The organism is Candidatus Thorarchaeota archaeon, assembly GCA_013388835.1.
Lineage (GTDB): Archaea > Asgardarchaeota > Thorarchaeia > Thorarchaeales > Thorarchaeaceae > JACAEL01.
In genome coordinates, this window is the sequence record JACAEL010000054.1 from 1 (window position 1) to 21,491 (window position 21,491).

The window sequence follows — 21,491 nt, forward strand, 5'->3', positions numbered from 1 at the left end:
CTCCACACGGTCCGATGAACCAAGCAACAACACTGCTTGTCAGTTGAACAGGACAATCAATGTGGGATTGTCACACAGACAGGTCCGGACACTACGGCCACACTTCGGGGTCAGCTGGACTGGGCAGCACAATTGCCACTGAACCGTATGGGACTCCCGTACCTGCACAACATGTCGACGAGCTCTCAACTTCTGCACGACTGCGGCAGAGTCGCCCCCGTTGACTATGGTCCCGTCGAATCTCACTGAATGAGTGAGAAGAGGAACCGGCCAGACTCATCCATGCTGACGTTGACTCTTGTGCCAATAGCGAGTCTGTCTCGACTCCGTGCAGACCCGATGCAGAGCGTGGCAGGACCATCGTCAAGCTCGACGAGAGCAAGGACAACCGGGGGCTCAAACCCCTCCGGGGGCATCTCCAAGACAGTGTAGCTCTGGACGACCCCAGACTCCCCTACGCGGACCTCACTCATCTTACCGCCATTCACTCCACAGTAGGGACAGATAGGCCTGGGTGGTATGACATACCTCAGACAGGACATGCATCTTGAAGCACGAATGCTCATTCCAGTTCGCACGTTTCGATGTGCAAGACCTCAAAAGGATTACCTCGACGATCTCGTCTTGAGGCTTGCCACCACGGACTTCAGATGCTTCTTGAGGAATGACTGGAAACGAGGGTCACTGGTCAAGGTGACAACGGTTGCATCCTGCGGGTTCTCAATGTCACCCTCAACGTCGATGGCCTCGCCGAGTTCCACTAGGTCTCTCTTGAGGACTTGCATGATGGAATGAGATGAGAATCCCTCCTTCTTGAGGATAGAGAGTATCTGACCTGCCGTCCCGCTACCTCCGACCTTCAACAGATACAGGACGATCAACCAGTGGTGCCAACTGAGTGTGTAGTTCTCAAGCTGACGCATCACTTCATTGAGGGGTCTTGTCAATTCAATACCTCCAGCTGCGGTGCACCTCACTTATCATCTGCTTCTCGCTCCGTGTCATCCTCATCGAGTGGCGGTTCAGTGATGTCGAATGCCTCCAGTGTCACGCTGCCCGTTTCCTCCAGCGAAGCCTTCATTTCCTCCACGAGCCTAGCATCGCTGCCGGCCAGCTCCCTCGCGGCATCTGAGATGTTCCTTGCCCGTATCCTATCACCGTCAATCTCAACAAGCCCTGTTTCTACAAACTTCTCCATCTGAAGCTTCAAGCGCACAGAGGGAATCCCCAGAGCAGAAGAGAGATGCGAGATTGGGAGCCAGTTGGACTTCTTGTCTGCGAGCAGGAAATAGGCCTGGAAAGAGGGTTCATCCTCCGCCACACTGAATAACAGACTCCAGCGAGCCTTGAGTTCGTCCACCTCTAGCTTCAGAGCCTTGGCTTCCTCCGCGACGCTTCCAGCTCTGGCATTTGCTGCGATCACCTCGTCGTTCAGTTTGTTAAGACGCGCGTCCATTGCTGCACGCTCGTCCTCCATCCGTGCCATCTCTTCTCGCATATACTGGACCATTGCGTCCTTCTGCGCGACCCGCTCTTCAGCTTCTTTGAGCCGGCCCTGTGCATTAGCCAACTCCATGGACATTCGTTCGAACGAGCGCATCATCTCCTCGGCAGACCCCAGTTCTGCAAGCAGGGCCTTCTGTTGCTCAATCTGGCTTGCGGCCTTGGCCAGGTCGCCCTCGAGCCGGGTTATTGTCTCGTTCCTCGCTTCGACCTCGTCTGACATGGAGCGCATGGTCTCTCGGAGCCGAGAGATCTCAGCATCCATGTGGCTCGCCTGCGTCCTCTGCGCTTCAAGCTGTTCTTCCAGCTCCGCAACACGCTGTCGCCACTTTCGAACATGTGCGACTGCGACCTCAAGCTGCTTCTCTTGCTCGACGATTCGGGAGTACATCTGCACGGCCTTGGCCTGGAGGCGTATCTGTGACTGACCCAGACGACGTGATGTACCCCTTGCTGTCTTCGATATCATGTCATCGATTTCACTACGACATTCAGCAATTGCTGCCAGCACGGGACGCAGGAGCAGGTCGACACTGAATGACTTATGAATCTCTTCTTTCATCATTCTTGCGGCCTTGGCTCCGAATACTCCCAGTCCTGCTGCCTGTAGACTGGCAGAGATGGTCTTGAAGGTGGCTTCAATGGATGAGTCCACCGATGGCTGAGCAGACTTGACACTCTCTTCTATTGACGAGAGCATGTCCTGAAATCGGACCTGAATCCTGCGAAAGGTCTCGTCCACCTGTGCAGGGCCCGCCTCTCCGGACTCGGGCGGGCTCTGCTGTGAACCACCAGCTGCGTGTGTTTCAGTGAAACGTGGCTCCTTGCTCAACGCGTCCTCCATTAGCCGCCGAGTCTTCTCCTCCATGTCCGACTCGCTTTCATCATCCCGGCTATGCTGGTCGCGTCCTGCCAGAGAAACCACCTCAGTGAAGAACGCCGCGATATCCCAGTTCGGTGAGACGTGCCATGGTTTCCTTCAGACGCTCGCTGACTTGCGATGCCTCCTGAATCCGCGCCATCAGTTCCTTCCTGAAGTCGTTGGGGGTGATCTCTTGGCGGTCGAGTCGGGCCGTCAAGTCACCGCGTTCCCTCTGAAGTTCCTCTCTCCGCGCAGAGAGACGCTCGTACTCGGCCACCAGAGAAACCACCTCGTCCTGCTTCTCAGGAGAGAGAGCCTCAATCCGAGACACCTCCACCTTGGGGGGCTGTGAACCTGCAAGCTGCACCTCTCTGCCTCTGACCGACCTCACCGAGTCGCTAGACTTCTTCCGTTTCCACGTGTCAAATATACCCAACTGCTAACACCTCCACACTATTTGCCAAGCTCAGCTTCTATATCTCTTAGCTGTCGCTCCAGTTCCCGCCTCATTGTCCTAGTCACTTTTGACTTCTCATCGTATTCTGCAGCACTGGCGGGGTCGTTCAGCTGCATTTCGATGAACTCGTTCTCTTTTTCAAACAGCCGCGCAATCTTCACTCGCAGCTCCGAAGCCTCAGCCTCTAGAGCAGCTCTGCGTTCTGAGCCGACTGTGTCCTCTTTGGCGGCCTCTTTGACTGGTTCTGCCTGCGGCTCTATCACAATCTCCTCTGCCGCAGACCCAGCAGCGTCAGAGGTCAGTTGTCCGCGCAGTCGCACCTTGATGCCTTCATCTAGATGCGCTTCAAGCCTTTTCAACCGCTCAAGGATAGAGTCCATGGACTCCTGGAGTTTCTTCATTGAAATCGTCTGTCGGTCGATGGTCTTGAATATCTCGTCCGCAAACTCCTCAAAGTTCAGTCCATACTTGAAACTGTCAAGAGTCTCCTTGATCTTGCCAATCTCTTGGATAAGACGAATGCGCTCCTTCTCGTCTACTACGCTCCGTGCCTTCTTGTCATCACTCATGACTCTTCCACCTCAATGTCCTGTACGAGCTTGAAGTCAATTTCCTCAAATGCTAGCGCCCTCAGAAGGGAGAGCCACCGTTCACGGAAGTCACGCTTGTTGGCCTGCATTCCATAGGCAGGTACGTCAAGTCGTTTCCCGACTTCTTCCGGTGACAGAGCCCCCGGCAGGTCCTGCTTGTTCGCAACGGCTATGGCCCGCGCATATGGCAGTTCGGCCCTCAGAACAGGATAGGCCACGCGTTTCGTCCATGCGATGTTGTCCTTCGTGGAGTCAGTCACAAGCACAACCATGCTCCCAGAGCGAATGATCTTCCCCCACTCCTGAACAAACCTGTCTTGACCACCCAAGTCGAAGATACTGAAGAGATATGGGTCGAAATCTGCCTTGAGCAGAGCCTTGTCACCGAAGAATGTTGGCACGTACTCCTGGGGCGGCCCCTTGGAGGGAAGAGTTGCTAACTCGAGAAGAGTGGTCTTTCCCGTGCCTCCATGGCCCGCGAGACACACCTTCACGGGATTACGACCGACGATTGTTCTGAAAGCCTCCTTGAACGGCTGGAAGTCAGTCGACCTCCACTCGTCACTCTCAAGGACACCTTCATAGGATGTCATGAACTTGGAGACCAAGTTCATCATGGCCTCGTTCACCTTCTGGAGGGATGCCTGTCGGTCCATCGTGACAATGAACTGCGTGTTGTGTGAGTTGAGATACACAAACCGGTACCGCTCTATCTCCATGCTGTCAATCTTCCACTCCTGCAGTTTCTTGGCAGAAGAGGACACAAGCATCATGACAGCTGTGGTGTCGAGGTCCTTGTTCGGTACAATGACATCTTGAAGTATGAGTTTCCCTTCCTTGAACACATGCAGCTCGCGTATCATCTCTTCACCTCCTGAAGTGTCTGAGAGGTCCATATTGGAAGGACAGTCACTCCAGACACCAACAGGCATCCATGTCTGCCTCGGAAGAGGACTGGCTGGGGTGCCGACCTCGGAGGGGCGGCCGGGTCACACGGACTCTCACGCACCAAGGTCGGCCACGACTGATATCTCTGCACAATCGAACGTTCATGCTTCATCAATCGAGTCGTCATCCCCTCCGGAGAGGTCTTCATCGGCCGATTCTGCTTCACTGTAGTCGTCTGGAAGGTCGCCGGCAGGACCCTCCGAGTCAATTCCGACAGTCTCCTGTTCCGAACCCTCTTCGTCAGCGTCTTCTGACTCGTGCGTTTCATCGGATGAGTCTTCGATTGGTCTGGAGTCTGCATCCGAGTCAGACAAGCTCTCGGTGTCGCCTTCAGGCTCCTTGTCAAGGTCCTCATCTCGGTGCTCAGGCCCGACATCAGTGCTTTCGTGCTTCTCCTCCTCTGGTGTCTCCTTACCAACTTCAGCCTCGGGCTTCTCCTCCGAGGGTGTTGAAACAGGCTCGGTCACTGTCGGAGCGGTCACTTCCGGAGTGGACTCAGCTACGTGCTCGAGCTCCTCACGCAGCTCCGACTCAAAGTCGGTCGTGGTTCTCGGACCGGGCTCAGCCACTCCTTCAAGAGCGTCGAGTTCGTCGAGAAGCGCAATGGTCTCGGGACTCACCACTTCCTCGCCCTCTGCTGCTCCGACCTCAAGAGCTGGTGCAGCCATGTCGAGTTCTGCAAGACCGGGGGCGAGTAACTCCGAGATGACCGCGCCAATGTCCTTTATCCCTTCCACTGTCGCGCGGCGACCGGCCTCTATACTCTTCAGAGCACGGTTGATTTGCTTGATCTGGTACGGGACTCGCCAGCGGCGTACGGCGGTCACAGTTCCTGCCAGAAGACCAAAGGCGACTGTCATCGAAGCGACCAGGAGGACTGTGTCGCGCGCCACTCTGAAGCCCAGTATTGATACTGTTGGGGGATCCACATACACAAGTACGTACTGCGGCGTGTCGTCAGCCGATGTGGTCCAGTTCTGATAGCCAAATGCAGAGGCGACTATGCGTATCTGCTTCGGGAAGGGACTGACCTCTCCGAGCTCGCTTCCGCGAAGATGGATGATGTAGTGAGTGCCGTTGAACTGGTCACTGGAGACCGTTACGAACGCAGAATTGCCAATCTGGTATTGTACCAGAGCAGTGGCGACTGCAGCCACAGGTACGTTGTTAACAATGTCCCAGTACGCGAAGACTAGGTCTAGGTCTTGTTCAGACTCCACCCGATACGGTCCGCCACGAATCTCGGTTGCAGCGGCCAGACTGAGCGGAATCGAGCAGACTGCAGTTGTGTGGTTGGCCAGAGATGATGTGAAGTTAAGGTGGTACCTTCCCGGCACTGCAAGGGTTGTGTCAGCAGATGGGTCAAACTGGAACACATAGACCCCGTTGGAGAAGGAGGCTGTGCGCAGCAGTCCAGCCCACATGAAGGTCACTGTCGCTCCAGCGAGAGGTGTGCTGTTCCACGCATAGGTGTATGCCAGACGAACCTGAATGCTCCTGTTGACAGAGAACACGACCACCAACGGGTCGGCGTTCAAAGGAGTCAACACAGTCTCAAGCGGCAGGACATTGAGCACAATCTGCACAGCTGGAATGGAGTAGTTCTGCTTCGACGCAACAACAACCAGAGTACGCGTACCAGAGGGTACTCGACCTGTGTCGATGGTCCCCGAGTACAAGTCGTACACGCTGTCGTAGGAGAATGACCCATTGACTGTGGGATAGCCGGACCAGTAGAAGCCTGCTGACTGGACAGACATCCTTGATGTGGTGCCGTTGATTCTCACTTCAAACACCAAGACGAATTGCTGACCCCAGTCGTGGGTTGTGTCATATGGATAGACGAGTACATGTGCTGGCTTGGGGTCGACCCGCACGGTGACTTCAATCTCACCGTCGACATAGTTCGGGATGCTATACGCGACCACTGCCGTATAGGGTGTGTCGGAAGCGCTGAAGAAATCGCTGGAGAGCGCGACCAGAACAAAGGTACCATTGCCCAGTGACGTGAAGTTCGCTGCAGACGCACCATACCTGAACGTGACTGTTGCGCCAGTCCAGATGTACTCGTCGTGCACGATGTCTCGCAGGTGCACTCTCACAACGATGTTTTCCGACCAGATGACTGGGTCGACCGCTTCGGCCGTCAACTCGGTGGGCGTCTGCAGGACGAGCACGATAATGGTTATAGTCAACGGGGCCTCATAGCCAACCTTCTGAAGAGTCACGGTGAAGAAGTACATGGTCGGAGCCAGTCTGGTGTCGGCGCTCATTCCAAGGTCACGGCTATCCACCTCAAGCTCATAGAGTCCGCTTCCGAGGTCTCTGGTGCCGCTGACGTTCGCAAGAAGCATGACAGTCTGCTTCCACAGGATGATCTGAGCAATGTCAGGTGATGAGACTCCCTGCATGCCATCGATTGTTGTCATCCATGTGAAGTTCAGCAAGAATGTGTCAGCATAGTACACTGTGAGGAGAGGCGTTCCAGTGGTCGCAACTGTGGGCGTTGCAACCGCCTTGACATAGACATTCACACTCGTAGACTTACAGCCAACTCTGTGTGCTTCCACCAGAGCCACATATGTTCCCGGGCCCGGCAACTGTGACACAGGTAACGTGAACCAGTAGTATTTGCCAGTAGCATTCTCTGTCATCATGGTCTCGACGCCCGCTGCAGGAATGCTGAGTGTCATCGTCACGCCACTGACATAGCTCGCACCATCAGACATGTCACCCGCTACCAGGATGATGGTTATCGTTCTGGTCCAGTATTCCATGATTGGATCCTGTTCGGACATGCCAGCCTCACCAGTGACCTGAAGAGGTACGAGGACCCGGACCGTCACCAGGGCGGAGGCAGCAGTCCGGTTCTGAAGCCACAGTGAGAAGGAGACTGTGCTATTCGATGCCTTCTGCACTGCCAGCATTTGTAGGCTGTAGGAGCCATCAGCGTTGTCCACGAGATGGACTTCACCAGTCCAGTTGATTGCAACCAGCGACGCTCCAGCAAGGGGTAGAAGCGGGGATGTCTGCCTGTAGACCAGAGCAAACTGAGCATAAGTCCCCCACTCGATTGTCAGCGTGTCAGTACTGGTCAGGACTATCTCCGTCGTAGCTGGCGACACCGAGAACGTACCGGAGAGAACAGTAGCAGTGACATAGTTGGCTTTTCTCACCGTGGCTTCTATCCTATAGGTGCCATTCGCTACAAGCATCCGCGAGTAGCTGTAGACCAACAGAGGAGAGCTGTCCGTGTATACGGTCTGGTTGGTCAATGGGTCAATCCATCGCAGGGTCACCGAGTCGACCGTGGGCACCGACGTACCGTGGGGTATGTCAAGCAACTGGAGTGTTGCGGAAGACAAGCCTGAACCCCAAGTATAGCTTGAGGGTGGAACACTCCATACCAAGGAAGTGGTGATGGGCTTGACCTCTACCGTCAAGTCAACGGTTCTGTTCACACAGCTTGCGCGGTATAGCCAGATGATTACATGGTAGACCGCTGCGTCAGAGGCGTTGAGACTTGCATCAGAGAAGCGATACAGCCCACTTCCAAGGTGGACCATGTTGCCCGTAGAGACCAAGTTCATCTCGTGGTCATAGACTGTGTAGTTGTAGTACGACAGGTCAGAGACATTGAACGGCTGTCGTCCGGTGGGTGCGACGTATAGAGAGTAGATCTGACTGACCCCGTCTGACCAGTAGACACTGACAGACGTCGATCCCTTGGCAGTTGTCTGCTGAGCCGTGATGTACACGGTGATTTGATGTGTGGCAGGATCATTGTAACCAGGCGCATGGGCGTCCAGCTTTATGATATACGGTGTGCTGCTCGCGTTCATCTTGAAGAGCAGCGTATCAATCGCCACGGTGAAGAACATGCTACCTGAACTCTCATGCCTCACGTACAGTGGAGCAATGGAGTTCCATGTGCCAAAGCCAATCGGCGCACCGCCATACCAGATTGTGAAGTTCAACCAACCAGTGGAGTAGTCGGAGAGTGGAATGTCAGTCCATGTCGTGGACCCGGTTCGATTGTACCATCCGACTGTGAAAGTATAGTTGCCTGCGAAGTACCAGATCTCTGCAGAGACCGTACAGTTCAGCTCCGTATATGCAGACCCATAGACAAGGGCGACCAGTTCAACACGGTTCCAACGCCAGAAGTCCACGCCTGCATAGACGGACTGCGGCCCGACGGTAGTCCCGGCCTTGGTGACTACAACCGTGTAGGACAACGGGAGAGCTGTGTCATTCGCCTTGATATATGTGAAATTGTAGAACCCGGTGCTGTCACTGTATGCTGTGATGAGCGGCTGTCCATTCGCATAGACCTTTATCTCCGCAGATGTGACACGGTTGTGTGCATCGTCCTCTACAAGAACCCGCAGACTTGTCAGCGGAATTCGCATCTGCGTGAAACTCGCGGTCTGGACGTCATTCAGTGTGACGGAGTTGTTGTAGGTCAGTTGTCCAAAGTTGTCATTCCTGTACAGGAAGACAGTCCATGTGCCGTTCAGGACTCTGTAGAACTCCACATTCCCCGAGCTGTCTGTGAGGTGAGTGACGTTATACTTTGAGTCGCCTTCAGCCACAGGATATGGGTCACCGGTATCTTTCTTGGAGAGACGAATGTATGCGTCCTGCACACTCAGACCATCGTAGGCGGCCACATGGAAGCTTATGGTGACCAGCGGGAGTTGCCAGTCACGCACAAGGTCTCCGTTTATTTCACTCTCTGCAATCGAGTGGGATACATAGTTGTCAAAGTCCTGCCACTGATAGATGTGCCCTGTGTCAGTGTCAGAGTAGGAGAATCTGAAAGTCCAGTCACACTTGGGGACTCTGTAGAATGTCACATACCCGCTTGAGTCAGTACTGCGATAGTCCAAGTAGCGCCAGTTGGATGGGTTGCTGTCTGTGCTGTTGTACAACCGAATCAAGACCGTCTCAGCATCAACAGTACCCAGATCACCACCCATCAGGTCTTCGAGATGTATGGTGATTGATGCCAGCTCAAGAACGATACTCACAGGGGTGAAGGGCCCTGTTACAAGCCTCTGCCCACTCCACGTCACATTCATGCCAGTGGACCCTGTCTGTTCCTGAAGCCAAGTCCTAGAGTCAATCCATGCAACAATACCGTAAGTCTTGTTGAGAAGGCCCAGGAATGTGACATTTCCATTTGTGTCCGTCAGCGCTGTGTACGGAGTACCGTCAGCCTTGAGGAGACGAGAACCAGTTGCAAGATTGATGAGAGTGACGTTGGCACCTGAGATGTCGGAGCCGCCGAGGTCCTTGACATTGATTCGGAAGGAATACGACGAGATTGGCCCCACTGTCCGGAAGACGGGGAGATAGCGCGATGTGGCATTGAAGATGCGCATATAACCGTTAGTTCCCTCAGTGGCATTCCAGACTGCGATTGCGCAGGTCTCTTCAAGGACAGTCCCCGAGACTGCGTAGATAGTGGGAATCACCGTGTCCCAGAACTCGTAAGATGATTGATCCCACCATCTGTAGTAGTAGTTGTCATATTCATTGGGGTATGACGGGTTCGTGTTCCAGCTGTTGTGAGAGATTCTCACAGTGCCATGAGATATGCCGTTCTCATTCCACCAGCCGAAGCCCGCCGGTTTTCCCTTGTTGCCGCTCTGCGCCCAGTTGCTGTGGTAGGTCTGTGTGCCATCGACGGCAACTTCGACCGCACGGGTTGTCAGGTATGGATACCACACCCACTCGTCGGTACGACCACTTCCTGATACCGTGCCCGTGTACTGAATGTAAGTCCTAAACACCCAACCCCACTTGTAGAAAGTGTAGGTGACATTCATCTTGGCATAGGAGCCGAATGGTATCTGCGTCGTGTAGTTGATGAACAGCGGACCCTCAACGTTCACGAATGTTGTGCCGGCAATGGGCGCAACTCCGCTTGTGCCCGATCCTCCGAGGCCATCAGGGTTCCAGTGCATGCTCCCTTGGTTTGTCCCCCAGTTCCAGTTCCAAGAACTATCAGCCATCTTGTGAGCGCCATTTGTCATCTTTCCTCCGGCTGCGTTGTACATGGTTACATTGTACCACTCACCCCGGAAGCTCCAGAAGTTGGGCGAGAACTTGCCCGACAGAGTACCGGTAGTGCGTGCAAACCACACAACTGCCTCATACTGGGCTTCCTCAACACCCAGGTCCTCTGAGTAGTATATCCAGTAGGTGGCAGTCGAATCCGCGGCGATATTGGCATACCAGAATACAGATGCGCTCTTGAGATACACACCTCCGTCCCAGAACGTCTTGTTGTAGACCTGTGACGGCACCTCGATACCAGACGAGTCAACAACACGAATGGAGTTGGGTGCACATGTGTTGATGTCGAAGGTTGTAAAGACATGTGTGGGCACATCGAATCGGGCTGTCGCGTTAGTGTCGGTCAGGTTGACATGGCGTCGGTAGTGGTAGGAGGTGTTCCACCACGGTGTGTTCTCATCAATGTTCGCCTGGACACTTCTACCGGACTGCGGAGTCGGACTCAGACCGTATGAATCCGGACTCGACGTCCCGGCCAAGACCGGAAGCATGAACACGATTGCAATCGCCACAATCATAGTGATTCGCAGTTGATTCTTCATTGCCTATCGAGCCTCCTGTTCAAGTGCTGTCCTGTTGCTGGGATGGAATCTCTTCAGAACATCGAGGTAGTGACTTGCCTGTCTGCTGGGTATGTCCTCGCTGTTGTAGAGCTCGACTGTCCGCTGGATGAGCCACTCTGGATATACCGTCATCACTTGCGGGTTGCTCTTCAGTAGGAGCAGTTCACGGCCCTCTTCATCGTTGAGCCGCACTACTATGTGCGACTCCTCGAGCCTCTTGATCTGCGCCCGGAGCTTCTTCTTGTCGGTTCCCAGGAGTGCTCCCAGCTTCTCGATGTCAAGGGGACCCTCACGAACCTTCATGAGTACATCATAGATATCGAAGTCGAGCAGGAGCTTTGCCAGCTCTGCTGCCTCCGACCATATCGTTTCAAGGAGGTCCTTGCGAAGCCGGGCAATGTATCCGCGGTGATACTTCCGAAGGATGTCCAGATACTGGTCCACGACCTCCGGCGAGACCATCCCGGTCCGGATGGAACGAACTGCATCAGAGGGTACTGCCCTGAGGACCAGAATTGCTCGAGTGAGGTATATCACCTCGGACGCCAGTCCTTCCACCCACCCCGTGGCAATCACACCCATCTTGACAAGTGGACGAAGCACTATGTCCACATCAATCTTCTTTCCGACCTCCTCAAATATCAGACGTTCGAGGTCCGATGACTGCATTGTCCCGTCCTTCATCAGGCTCTGAAGGATAGCACGTCGCACCGGGTCGTTCAGCACCAGTGCCTGTTTCTGTTCCATGGACATCTCGGTGTAGCGAGAGATCTGCCCGTACAGCTTGGGTACCATCTCAACATACTTGTTCTCCTCGGTGGTCAGGAATATCTGCGTTGCAATCTCGGGCAGTGCATCCTTGTAGATCTCGGGTTCCTCATCGGGCGATAGAACAAGAAACACCATTGACGGCAGTCCCTTCAAATGCATATTCAAGCCGCCATAGTACACAGCGAGCTTGAAGTCATTGAAGCTGAGAGAGGTGAATCCAGGCTTCTGAGACTCCTCAGTCTCACCCAGAGTGGCAATACCATATACTCTCATCGAGGTCGTAGGGTCAAGACCAAGCACAAGACTCTTGGGGGTCTTGGCTGTCACAACGGGTCCTAGCTCATCATCCCATTTCAGAACAGCAAGTCCTTCGGGCATGGCATATTCTCCTATGTAGTGCGTGTTGTATGGGGTTCAGCCATCTGCGGACAGTCACAGCATCTGCGTTAGGCCAGACACATCATTCTCCAGCAAGCACTCTAGTACTTAATAAGCGAATCTTGGATGAAACTTCGACACCGCATGGGGGAAGCGTCGCAGGCGCCTACGGGCGTCTGAATATGGACACCACAATGTTGTTTCCGAAGCCGCCGATGTTGTGACAGAGACCGTATTCGGGGGAGTCAACTTGCATGCCCTTGGGAAGCTCATTTCGCAGCTGCAGAGTCACATCACGTATCTGAGCAACCCCAGTGGCTCCAGTTGGATGGCCTCTGGCCTTGAGACCACCTGTAGGGTTCACGGGGATTGACCCCTCAACCTGAGTGGAACCATCGACAATGTGTTGAATGGCCTTGCCGCGCTCCACCAGACCCACGTCCTCCATGTCGATGATTTCGAGAATAGAGAAGGCATCATGTAGTTCACATACACTGATATCACCGGGGCCTATGCGAGCCATCTGGAATGCAGCTCGTGCAGCATGAACCGTGGCAGAGAGGGAGGTGAGACTCGATCGGTGTTGTACTGCATGATAGTCCGTGGCATGTCCCAGTCCAACGACCTGCACAGCTCGGTCCAGACAGCCCAGCTGACGCGACTTCTCTTCAGAAGCGAGGACTATAGCAGCAGCCCCATCGCTCGTTGGACAACAGTCGTAGACGGTGAGAGGGTCTGCAACAGTCTTTGAGGCATTTACCTGTTCGACAGTCACCTCCTTGCGAAAATGAGCCAACGGATTCCGAGCACCATTCCTGTGGGCCTTCACTGGAACGAGCGAGAGTTGGTCCCTTGTCAGTCCGTAGTCATGCATATACCGTCGTGCGATGAGCGCTGCCAACGAGGCAGGAGTGCCACCATACCTTGTCTCACTCTCGTATGACATCATCTTCGCAAGGATTCTCGATGCGACCCCCCGCTCAACACTCGACATCTTTTCCACGCCGACCACGAGCACCGTCTCAACCAGACCCGACGCAACCATGGCGTAACCCACTTCGAAGGCGCTGGACCCAGCTGATGGGCCGGTCTCGACGCGAGTGGCTCCTGCAGGAACGAGTCCAATCCGGTCGGCAACGAGGGTTGACAGGTGTCCCACCCCGGTGAACTCATCGGGATTCTGTGTCGCCACGACGAGTCGATCAACCGTGGACGATGCGATAGCGCAGTCTGCCATTGCCTCGATGGCAGCAGACTCTGCGAGCTCAAGTATGGACTGTGAGAGGACACCGAAAGGGGTCATTCCCACACCAATCACGCGTACGGGTCTCAATCGTCCCAACCTCACTCAACCAGAACAAGAAGGTCGTCTGGAGTCACTGCTGAACCAGGACGAACATTCAGCTCTTTTACCCGACCAGACTTTGGAGCCTTGAGCTCATTGAACATCTTCATGGCCTCGAGGATACACACAGTGGCCCCCGACTCGACGCTGTCACCGACTTTCACCCGGACTTCTGTGATCTTCCCGGGCATCGGAGGGTAGACACCCCCTGCGACTCGCTTGCTTCGGGATGAAGCAGAAGAGACGACCGCTCTGCTGTCAACGGTCTTAGGGACCCGTTCCACAACCACGTTCTTTGATTCACCGTTGAGCTCAACATGAACGTTGGTGCCCTGTCGTCTGAGGACTTTCACTCTGTGGTCGGTGACACCATCATTTACGAAGACCACACCATCCTTATCAGGAGTTGGCTTTAGCGTGAAGCTCTGGTCCCCGACACGTACAATGAGCACTCCACCCTCATCCAGTCGCCTCACATCCGCTTTCAGTGTCTTCTCGCCGATGGAAACATTGTACTCCTGACTCATTAGGGACCACCTTGTAACCGTGACCGCATTATCTCTCTCCGCCCCGCCCTGCTCCAGTTCACAGTGCTCTGAGCTTCAGTCCGGCCTGCCATCAACTCATCGCGGCCAGCATGTCCCCACATCGAACCCATTTCGTCACGGACACCAGTGCTCCGGACGTTTTGGGACTCGACATGTAGAGCTGCAATTATGATTGCAACCTCCTGTTCCAGCGATATCCGCCCCAGCTTCTTGCGTTCGGCCCGACGCTTGAGGAAGTCAAGCGCATACTGTGGGAACAGGGCATATGATACCTCGTCCCTTGGCAAATGAGGAATCAGTTTCAGTGCTTCGCGGGCCTTTGGCATCTCGGGCTCAAGAAGGTCCGCAGCACGGACATCCAGTGGCTTCTCGTCGCCGAGAATCATCTTCCTAATCTTGGGGTCAATCTCGCCGGGGGGACGACCGTAGAAGCCTCGAACGTACTGCTTCACTTCGTTTGGCACAATCTTGTACCGCTCGCCAGTTATGACATTAAGCGTGGCCTGCGTGCCAACGATCTGGCTCGTCGGGGTGACCAGCGGTGGGTAACCGAGTTCCGCTCTCACCCGTGGCACCTCCGCAAGCACCTCGTCATAACGGTCTTGGGCACCCTGTTCTCTCAGCTGTGCATCCAGATTGGAGAGCATCCCTCCCGGGATCTGAAACACAAGGACTTGCGGGTCAACACCCTGAAGGTTGCCCTCAAACTGAGAGTACTTGCGGCGGACCCTTCTGAAGTAGTCCGCTATCTCGGCGAGCAGAGTGATGTCCAGTCCAGTGTCAAAAGGAGTCCCTCTCATGGCCTCCACAATCGACTCAGTGGCTGGCTGAGAAGTCGACATGGAGAGGGCGGATATGGCACAGTCAACGACATCCACACCCGCTTCCGCTCCTCGCATGTAAGCCATGGAAGCCATACCGCTGGTATAGTGGGAGTGCAGCTGCACTGGTAGGCCGACCTCTCTCTTCAGGCGTGATACCAGATCGAAGGCGGCCTGAGGCGATATGAGACCGGCCATGTCCTTGATGCAGATCGAGTCGGCGTCCATGGCCGCGAGCGTCTTTGCGAACTCAACATAGCGGTCTGTCGTGTGCACAGGTGAGAGTGTGTAGCTGATGCTCGCCTGTAGATGAGCGCCCTCTCGCTTCACTGACTTCATCGCTGCAGACATGTTTCGTTCATCGTTGAGAGCATCAAAGACTCTGAAGATGTCAATCCCCACTTTCACTGCCTCGGCCACGAAGGCCTCGACCACATCATCAGGGTAGCCCCTGTACCCAACCAGATTGCCGCCGCGAAGAAGCATCTGAAACTTGGTGTGCGGCATGGCATCGCGTAGAAGCTCGACGCGTTCCCATGGGTCTTCGTCCAGAAAGCGCATCATCGAGTCAAAGGTTGCTCCTCCCCACATCTCAAGGGAATGGTACCCGACTCTGTCAATCTTCTCACAAATCGGCAGCATATGCTCTGTCCGCATACGGGTCGCAATCAGTGACTGATGGGCGTCGCGAAGAGTGGTGTCAGTGATTCGGAGCCTTGCCATGTTGAACAACAGCGACAACTTGAGGACATGTATATAGTCGTTCTGCCGAGCTTAACCGGGACAGTGGACACTTACCGTCATGTGCGTCGAGTGCTGGACCATGAGACGTCGCTGACACACGCCTCCCTTTACTCGGACGACAAACGGAGTCGGTTTCAGTGTAGTCTGTGGCAGCATGTACAACAGGAGGTGAGAGAGTTCCAAAGCACAGGAATGGCAGATGAGGTGTCCCACTCTATGACGCCGGTGTGTCATTCCTCGTCACTAGTGCCATCTTCGGATGTGCCTTTGGGATAGTTATCGCCTGTTTTGGCCGCAGAATGTACCTGAAGAAGAAGGCGGAGATGGAACAGCCTTGGCAGAAGCAGGCCGGTCCTTCGAACGACGACTCTACGATTTGGTAGGTGTCACTCTGCCTAGCCGCATTTCAACACGTCAAGATAGCAGTCCTCAGGATAGTAGTTCCTCTCGTTGCGGTCATGGTTGGGGTACCAAACTTGGGCAAAGAAGGGGTTCCTCTTGGCCTCCTCATCGTAGTCCCACGGAGGGGGTAGGCAGTTGGGACACCAGTGGCCTGCCTTGAGCACAAGATATGGACTGCCAGAGAACTGATGGCCGACTGCACAAGTCCACTCTAGTCTCTCATACATGTCACCACTCCATTCACTGGAGACAAGCGCACCACCGCGAAATGCGGCTGCGCTTCGAAGGTCTTCAATCTCCAGACGGGGCTTTGATTCATCGTAACCGTGACTCAACCGCACCCATGCTGGTCGCAGGTCAGGCATGTCGGGGTCGTCCCAGTCGCCAATCTGCTCGTATCTCTCATAGGAGCCATAGAAGGCTGAGATTCTCCGGTCGTTTCGTGACTCGTACCAGAACAGAGTACCGTCTGGTCCGCGTACCATCTGCTCCATCCTTCGCCTGGCAGCTCTCTGGACAATCACTCGCAGGCCCGGAATCCGAAGCAGACCTGCAGCGAGCCTGACGACCAAAGGCCTGTTCTCCATCACTTGGCGATAGTGGTCTTCAATGCTCTCCCTCCAGTTGTGGATGTACTCGTTCAGAATCCAGCTGTCTTCAAAGAACTGGCAATGGAAGTTTCGGAGAGCGAACCACTTTCGTTCCATGATCTTGCGATAGTCGCCGAGCCCGAGAAGTCTCATCATGCGTTCTATGTACTCAATGAAGACCACCCTACATGACGGGCCACCCCCCATGTTGTAGACACGCCGCCAGAAGTCCGAGTCTCTGGGAACGTCTAGGCAGTTCACCAGACCACGTCCTGCGTCTGCCACCGTATTCAACTCAATACATGTGTCTATGGGCTGATGGAACATTATTGGATCCATGAGGCTCATCGCGTCAGGGACTGCAATGTAGGTCTGTCTCAACGAGACCCAGTACTTCAGACCTGACTCTATGACTGCGCGTTCTCCTCGAATCTTGCATGTGGCATAGAAGTCAAAAATGGATGGCTTGAGTGGGTCGCCAACCCGGCCCATATGGATTGACTGCAGCCGGTCTCCGGTCTCAGCGACCGACCCGACGTAGACAAGCCGGATGTGTTCGGCGCCACCAACTTCGTGGATTGCCTTTACGACGTACTGTATCGCTGTCACGTTCACGGCCTTTGATGTCTCAGGGTCATGGTCTGCGGCGGGAGCTATGAACGCCATCGGGCAGAGAATGGAGTCGACACCACGGACGGCTTCTAGAATGTCCTCATAGACAGTCGCGTCCCCCCAGACAATCTTGAGTCCGTGACCCTCTTGGACTCTCTGGGTGAGACAGTCGAGTCCACACTCGACTGCGTATGGAGTGAACATCCTGCGATTCTTCTCAGACGGACGAAGAAGCAGGACAATGTCGTACTGTCGCTCTCCGTTCTCACGCTTCCTGTTCCAAAGCTCGATGAATGCGGCGTAGCCCATAGAACCGGAGGCACCGAGTAGTAATACCTTCTCCTTGGTCGTCATCAACATCTCTACGGGCTGCAGATGACCGCAGCACAAGTATATGAGTGAGTCGAAGTGGCCAGTGGCGAGGCCTTCACTCTAGGTGCCATGGATACCCCGCCGCGGCTAAAGTGGGATGTTACCATGCTTCTTTGGGGGGCGATACTGTCGCTTGCCAGCCAACATGTCCAGACCCTTGCATATGAGCGGTCTCGTCTCATGAGGGAAGATCACTTTGTCAATGTAACCCAGCCCTGCAGCAACGTACGGGTTGGCAAACCTCCGACGGTACTCCTCGACGAGTTCAGCCCGTTTCTTCTCCTTGTCCTTCGCCTCATCAATCTCCTTTCTGAAGATGATGTTGATGGCCCCGTCTGGCCCCATCACGGCAATCTCAGCCGTTGGCCATGCATAGACCAGGTCCGCTCCGATGTGTCTGGACGACATGACATCGAACGCGCCACCATACCCTTTTCGTGTGATTATGGTGATCTTGGGGACGGTGGCCTCGGCAAAGGCATACAGTATCTTGGCACCATGTCGAATGATACCGCCATATTCCTGTGTTGTACCGGGCAGATAGCCGGGCACGTCCATGAAAGTTATGACCGGGATGTTGAATGCATCACAGAATCTCACAAAGCGGGCGCACTTGTCAGACGCATTGATGTCGAGCGTACCTGCAAGGTGTGCCGGTTGATTCCCGACGATGCCCACAGATCGACCATCCATACGAGCGAAACCAATTATCATGTTCTTCGCCCAGTGTTCCTGCACCTCAAAGAACTCGCCATTGTCGACGATCTTGCACACGACATCTCGCATGTCATACGGGACATTTGGATTGTCAGGTACTACCTCATCGATTGTCATGTCGACATCTTCAGCTGAATGACCCGTCTGAACTCTGGGGGGATCCTCCATGTTGTTGCTGGGCATGTAACTCAGGAGTCTGCGAATCTGCTGGAAGCACTCCTCTTCGTTCTCACTTGCAAAATGCGCGACACCGCTGATCGAGTTGTGAGTCATCGCACCGCCAAGCTCCTCGAACGTGACCTCCTCGCCAGTGACGGTCTTGATGACCTCCGGTCCAGTGATGAACATGTGCGCGGTACCCTTGACCATGAGGATGAAGTCTGTGACAGCAGGGCTGTAGACGGCACCCCCAGCACACGGACCGATGATTGCGGATATCTGGGGTATGACCCCACTGGCATGCGTATTGAGCCGAAAGATGTTGCAATAGGAAACTAGGCTCTTGATCCCCTCTTGGATTCTGGCACCCCCGCTGTCGTTGAGACCAATTACCGGTGAGCCAGCTGACATGGCCATCTCCATTATCTTCACAATCTTGTTACCATACATCTCGGACAGCGAGCCACCGAACACAGTGAAGTCCTGACTGAATACGAAGACCTTCCTGCCATCAATAGTCCCATAACCAGTTATCACGCCATCACCGAGTATCTCCTTCTTGTCGAGTCCAAAGGCCGTCTCACGATGGACAACAAACTCATCAATCTCGACGAACGAACCGGCGTCAAGCAGGCGGTCGATGCGCTCACGAGCAGTGAGCTTTCCAGCCTCGTGCTGCTTCTTGATACGATCGAGACCTCCGGCCTCAAGGGACTTCTCGCGTCGCTTCTTCAATTCGTCGAACTTCTGACTGGGCATTATGAAGACCTCTCGTGGTGTTGAGGCATCCGCAGGAAGAGATCTCGATTTGAATGTTGGGATTCCCAGCAGAAAGGAATAACCGTCACCGTGAACGCACACTACACGAGGTTCCATGGAGACATGCAAACTGTGCCTGAAGAAAGCTCGTGTCAAGACTAAGACAACACTATACTCGTGTGTCTTATGTGGCGCGAAGAGGTGCGGCGACCATACAATCTGGGTACCCGCCAGTGAGTTCGATAGAGAGATGGATACTGCCGCCGCAGCACGTCTGCTCTTCAAGTCGGAACCTATAGGCGGTTGGCTCCCCTTCTGCGAGCATATCGCTCATGTGCCGCAGGGCGTATCAAAGAGACTGGGGGCAGACAAGACGTCTGGGGCAATTGTCGAGAAGATTCCTGTACATGAGAGGCCCTCGGGCATCGACATCTTCCCAATGTGGCAGACCGGTGTAGTAGAAGCGGGCAAGGAGAAGAAGTGGGAGACGAACAGATTTGAGGCGTCCTGCCAGTTCTGGAAGACACTTGTGCTTGCTGTCAGGACAGCCGGTAGGACAGAGTGGAAAGATGTCTCAGCCACTGCACTCTACGACCGCTTGGTCTGCAACTCGGCGAACATGAACTCGCTATTCTTCACCATGAAGTGCGAAGAGTTCGAGTCATTACTTGGTGACAGTCCAACACTATGGAAGCTTATGAGCACAATCTGTTCCAGGTGCGGTGCCACTGTCTGTCTCAACAGACTGGCCCCATTTCACGACCAGCGAGTGTTCTCAAAACTGATACGGGAACCAAACTCGGTCATAAGGCAGCACTAGTAAGTGAGTGCGCTTGAGTCAATATGCTTCCGAGTCGGCTAGTCTTGAACCATGGAGTAGAAGAAGCAAGTCGGTGCGGCAGCGCGGTGCTCCAAGGACTCGAGATGCAGCCAGACCGCAGAAGAAAGAATGATAGAGAGAATGTGCTCTCTCAGACTCCATTCCAAGACGTGCGGCTCTACTCTCATCTCAAAGAATAAAAGCCAGCACAACAGAACTATCATCACTGTACTTAGTGTGCCTATGTACCACAACCACGAAGGACGGTGACCAAACTGTCGGTGCATCTCTCCAGAAGCGCTTTGAAAGTACTGGAAGGCCTTGCCACCAAGGGTCCCAAGACGCCACGAGACCTCAGCAAGGAACTCGACCTCGCCCCTAGGACGGTCACTTACGCGCTTCAACGACTGCTACGCTGGAAGCTCTGCCGCAAGATGCCCAACCTGTCAGACATGAGACAGCCGCTCTATGCTCTCAATCCGCAGGCAGCTGAGCTTCTCAGGAGATATGGTCTGGACACCGCAGTGAGGGAGATGCCTTCGGGAATAGGCGGACCCCGTTAGACACAACACTTCCCACTCTCGCCACTCTGTCAGTGAAAGACTCATGCTGTCATGACACGGGCCTGAGATGGACAACATCACCAACCTCGATAGAGACCAGAGCACCTGTGTCAGTACTGACTCTCAACGCTCCGTCGCCACGAAAACCAATAGCAGTCCCGACAATCTGGTCCCCTCCGTACTCGATACGAACTCTGCGGCCGAGGGTCGTGCAGTGGTGGGCCCACTCATCCATCACACGGTCAAATGACAGAGCCCTGTCGACCATACAGACACGCTTGTCGATCTCTTCGAAGACAGCAGAGGCAAGAGCTGCAAGTGGAGTCTGAGCGGAAGTCCAGACGGACAGAGAGGTCGCCTCAGGAGCCTGCTGGGCCGGGAGTGACTCGAGTGGCGTGTTGACGTTTAGACCGACTCCAATCACTGCCATCACACACTCTCTATGGGTGACAAGCTCCGATAGCACCCCGCCGATCTTGAGCCCATCGATCACGAGATCATTGGGCCACTTGATTTGCAGTTCGACTCCGGTCACCCTCTTGACCGCGGCAACAGTTGAGCAGGCGACAAGGAATCCAAGGAGAGGACTCTGTTCAAGGGCCACACGCGGTCTGATGGACACCGAAGCGTAGAGCCCGCCGACTGGTGAATGCCAGACACGGTTGCGACGCCCCTTTCCGGCAGTCTGCATAGTAGCAAGAACATAGGTGCCTTCATCTGCCCCTCTCAATACGAGGTCCCTAAGGTAGTCGCTTGTGGAACTCACGGACTCTAGGACAATGACACGGGGCACTAGCGTCTGTGCGTGTATAGCCTCGGCAATGGCTTCCTCGTCAAGGGTCTGCATGTCTGTTGCTTGGGACCACCCCAATAGGACTTATAT

16 protein-coding genes are annotated in these 21,491 nt (G+C 54.6%); 2 read left to right on the plus strand and 14 right to left on the minus strand.

What is annotated here, in order from left to right:
- Nucleotides 1-242: 242 nt before the first annotated feature.
- The 13 genes from HXY34_09205 to HXY34_09265 form a co-directional block, all read right to left on the minus strand.
- The gene (locus HXY34_09205) at nt 243-473 is read right to left on the minus strand and encodes an OB-fold domain-containing protein (protein ID NWF96308.1); all 231 of its coding nucleotides are present in this window, start codon (nt 471-473) and stop codon (nt 243-245) included.
- A 132-nt stretch (nt 474-605) separates the two neighbouring features.
- On the minus strand, nt 606-947 hold the full coding sequence (locus HXY34_09210; GenBank protein NWF96309.1) for a hypothetical protein: 342 nt from the start codon (nt 945-947) through the stop codon (nt 606-608).
- 26 nt (nt 948-973) lie between these two features.
- Nucleotides 974-2,371, minus strand: coding sequence for a hypothetical protein (locus HXY34_09215; GenBank protein NWF96310.1), 1,398 nt, complete (start codon nt 2,369-2,371; stop codon nt 974-976).
- 58 nt (nt 2,372-2,429) lie between these two features.
- Nucleotides 2,430-2,801, minus strand: a complete 372-nt coding sequence (locus tag HXY34_09220; protein NWF96311.1) for a hypothetical protein — start codon at nt 2,799-2,801, stop codon at nt 2,430-2,432.
- 17 nt (nt 2,802-2,818) lie between these two features.
- Nucleotides 2,819-3,391, minus strand: a complete 573-nt coding sequence (locus HXY34_09225) for a hypothetical protein (GenBank protein NWF96312.1) — start codon at nt 3,389-3,391, stop codon at nt 2,819-2,821.
- Nucleotides 3,388-4,275 carry a hypothetical protein gene (locus HXY34_09230; GenBank protein NWF96313.1) on the minus strand — a complete coding sequence of 296 codons (888 nt, stop codon included), beginning with the start codon at nt 4,273-4,275 and terminating at the stop codon, nt 3,388-3,390. The genes HXY34_09225 and HXY34_09230 overlap by 4 nt, the downstream gene beginning before the upstream one ends.
- Before the next feature lie 186 nt (nt 4,276-4,461).
- Nucleotides 4,462-10,986, minus strand: a complete 6,525-nt coding sequence (locus HXY34_09235) for a hypothetical protein (protein ID NWF96314.1) — start codon at nt 10,984-10,986, stop codon at nt 4,462-4,464.
- Nucleotides 10,987-10,989: 3 nt separating this feature from the next.
- Nucleotides 10,990-12,156 (minus strand): hypothetical protein, encoded by a 1,167-nt coding sequence (locus HXY34_09240; GenBank protein NWF96315.1) that lies wholly within the window; start codon nt 12,154-12,156, stop codon nt 10,990-10,992.
- A 166-nt stretch (nt 12,157-12,322) separates the two neighbouring features.
- Complete coding sequence (locus HXY34_09245; GenBank protein ID NWF96316.1) at nt 12,323-13,489, minus strand: thiolase domain-containing protein; 1,167 nt, start codon at nt 13,487-13,489, stop codon at nt 12,323-12,325.
- An 11-nt stretch (nt 13,490-13,500) separates the two neighbouring features.
- Nucleotides 13,501-14,028: a hypothetical protein gene (locus tag HXY34_09250; protein NWF96317.1), complete on the minus strand. Its 528-nt coding sequence runs from the start codon at nt 14,026-14,028 to the stop codon at nt 13,501-13,503.
- Nucleotides 14,028-15,593, minus strand: coding sequence for a pyruvate carboxylase subunit B (locus HXY34_09255; protein NWF96318.1), 1,566 nt, complete (start codon nt 15,591-15,593; stop codon nt 14,028-14,030). The genes HXY34_09250 and HXY34_09255 overlap by 1 nt, the downstream gene beginning before the upstream one ends.
- A 416-nt stretch (nt 15,594-16,009) precedes the next feature.
- Nucleotides 16,010-17,572 carry an NAD(P)-dependent oxidoreductase gene (locus HXY34_09260; GenBank protein NWF96319.1) on the minus strand — a complete coding sequence of 521 codons (1,563 nt, stop codon included), beginning with the start codon at nt 17,570-17,572 and terminating at the stop codon, nt 16,010-16,012.
- 105 nt (nt 17,573-17,677) lie between these two features.
- Entirely contained in the window at nt 17,678-19,225 is a 1,548-nt protein-coding gene (locus HXY34_09265) for a methylmalonyl-CoA carboxyltransferase (protein ID NWF96320.1), read from the minus strand.
- Nucleotides 19,226-19,340: 115 nt separating this feature from the next.
- Between HXY34_09265 and HXY34_09270 the strand changes: the two genes are divergently transcribed.
- Both HXY34_09270 and HXY34_09275 read left to right on the plus strand, forming a co-directional pair.
- Nucleotides 19,341-20,045: a hypothetical protein gene (locus HXY34_09270; GenBank protein ID NWF96321.1), complete on the plus strand. Its 705-nt coding sequence runs from the start codon at nt 19,341-19,343 to the stop codon at nt 20,043-20,045.
- 302 nt (nt 20,046-20,347) lie between these two features.
- Complete coding sequence (locus tag HXY34_09275) at nt 20,348-20,608, plus strand: hypothetical protein (GenBank protein ID NWF96322.1); 261 nt, start codon at nt 20,348-20,350, stop codon at nt 20,606-20,608.
- Between the two features lie 49 nt (nt 20,609-20,657).
- Here the strand turns inward: HXY34_09275 and HXY34_09280 are convergent, their stop codons facing one another.
- Entirely contained in the window at nt 20,658-21,455 is a 798-nt protein-coding gene (locus HXY34_09280; GenBank protein ID NWF96323.1) for a biotin--[acetyl-CoA-carboxylase] ligase, read from the minus strand.
- Nucleotides 21,456-21,491: the final 36 nt, after the last annotated feature.

What these genes read in the sequence shown, in the direction of transcription:
- HXY34_09255 (NWF96318.1), bottom strand. Translation starts at nt 15,593, where the DNA reads ATGGCAAGGCTCCGAATCACTGACACCACTCTTCGCGACGCCCATCAG.
- HXY34_09225 (NWF96312.1), bottom strand. Translation starts at nt 3,391, where the DNA reads ATGAGTGATGACAAGAAGGCACGGAGCGTAGTAGACGAGAAGGAGCGC.
- HXY34_09230 (NWF96313.1), bottom strand. Translation starts at nt 4,275, where the DNA reads ATGATACGCGAGCTGCATGTGTTCAAGGAAGGGAAACTCATACTTCAA.
- HXY34_09270 (NWF96321.1), top strand. Translation starts at nt 19,341, where the DNA reads ATGGAGACATGCAAACTGTGCCTGAAGAAAGCTCGTGTCAAGACTAAG.
- HXY34_09260 (NWF96319.1), bottom strand. Translation starts at nt 17,572, where the DNA reads ATGACGACCAAGGAGAAGGTATTACTACTCGGTGCCTCCGGTTCTATG.
- HXY34_09240 (NWF96315.1), bottom strand. Translation starts at nt 12,156, where the DNA reads ATGCCCGAAGGACTTGCTGTTCTGAAATGGGATGATGAGCTAGGACCC.
- HXY34_09250 (NWF96317.1), bottom strand. Translation starts at nt 14,028, where the DNA reads ATGAGTCAGGAGTACAATGTTTCCATCGGCGAGAAGACACTGAAAGCG.
- HXY34_09265 (NWF96320.1), bottom strand. Translation starts at nt 19,225, where the DNA reads ATGCCCAGTCAGAAGTTCGACGAATTGAAGAAGCGACGCGAGAAGTCC.
- HXY34_09215 (NWF96310.1), bottom strand. Translation starts at nt 2,371, where the DNA reads ATGGAGGAGAAGACTCGGCGGCTAATGGAGGACGCGTTGAGCAAGGAG.
- HXY34_09235 (NWF96314.1), bottom strand. Translation starts at nt 10,986, where the DNA reads ATGAAGAATCAACTGCGAATCACTATGATTGTGGCGATTGCAATCGTG.
- HXY34_09205 (NWF96308.1), bottom strand. Translation starts at nt 473, where the DNA reads ATGAGTGAGGTCCGCGTAGGGGAGTCTGGGGTCGTCCAGAGCTACACT.
- HXY34_09280 (NWF96323.1), bottom strand. Translation starts at nt 21,455, where the DNA reads ATGCAGACCCTTGACGAGGAAGCCATTGCCGAGGCTATACACGCACAG.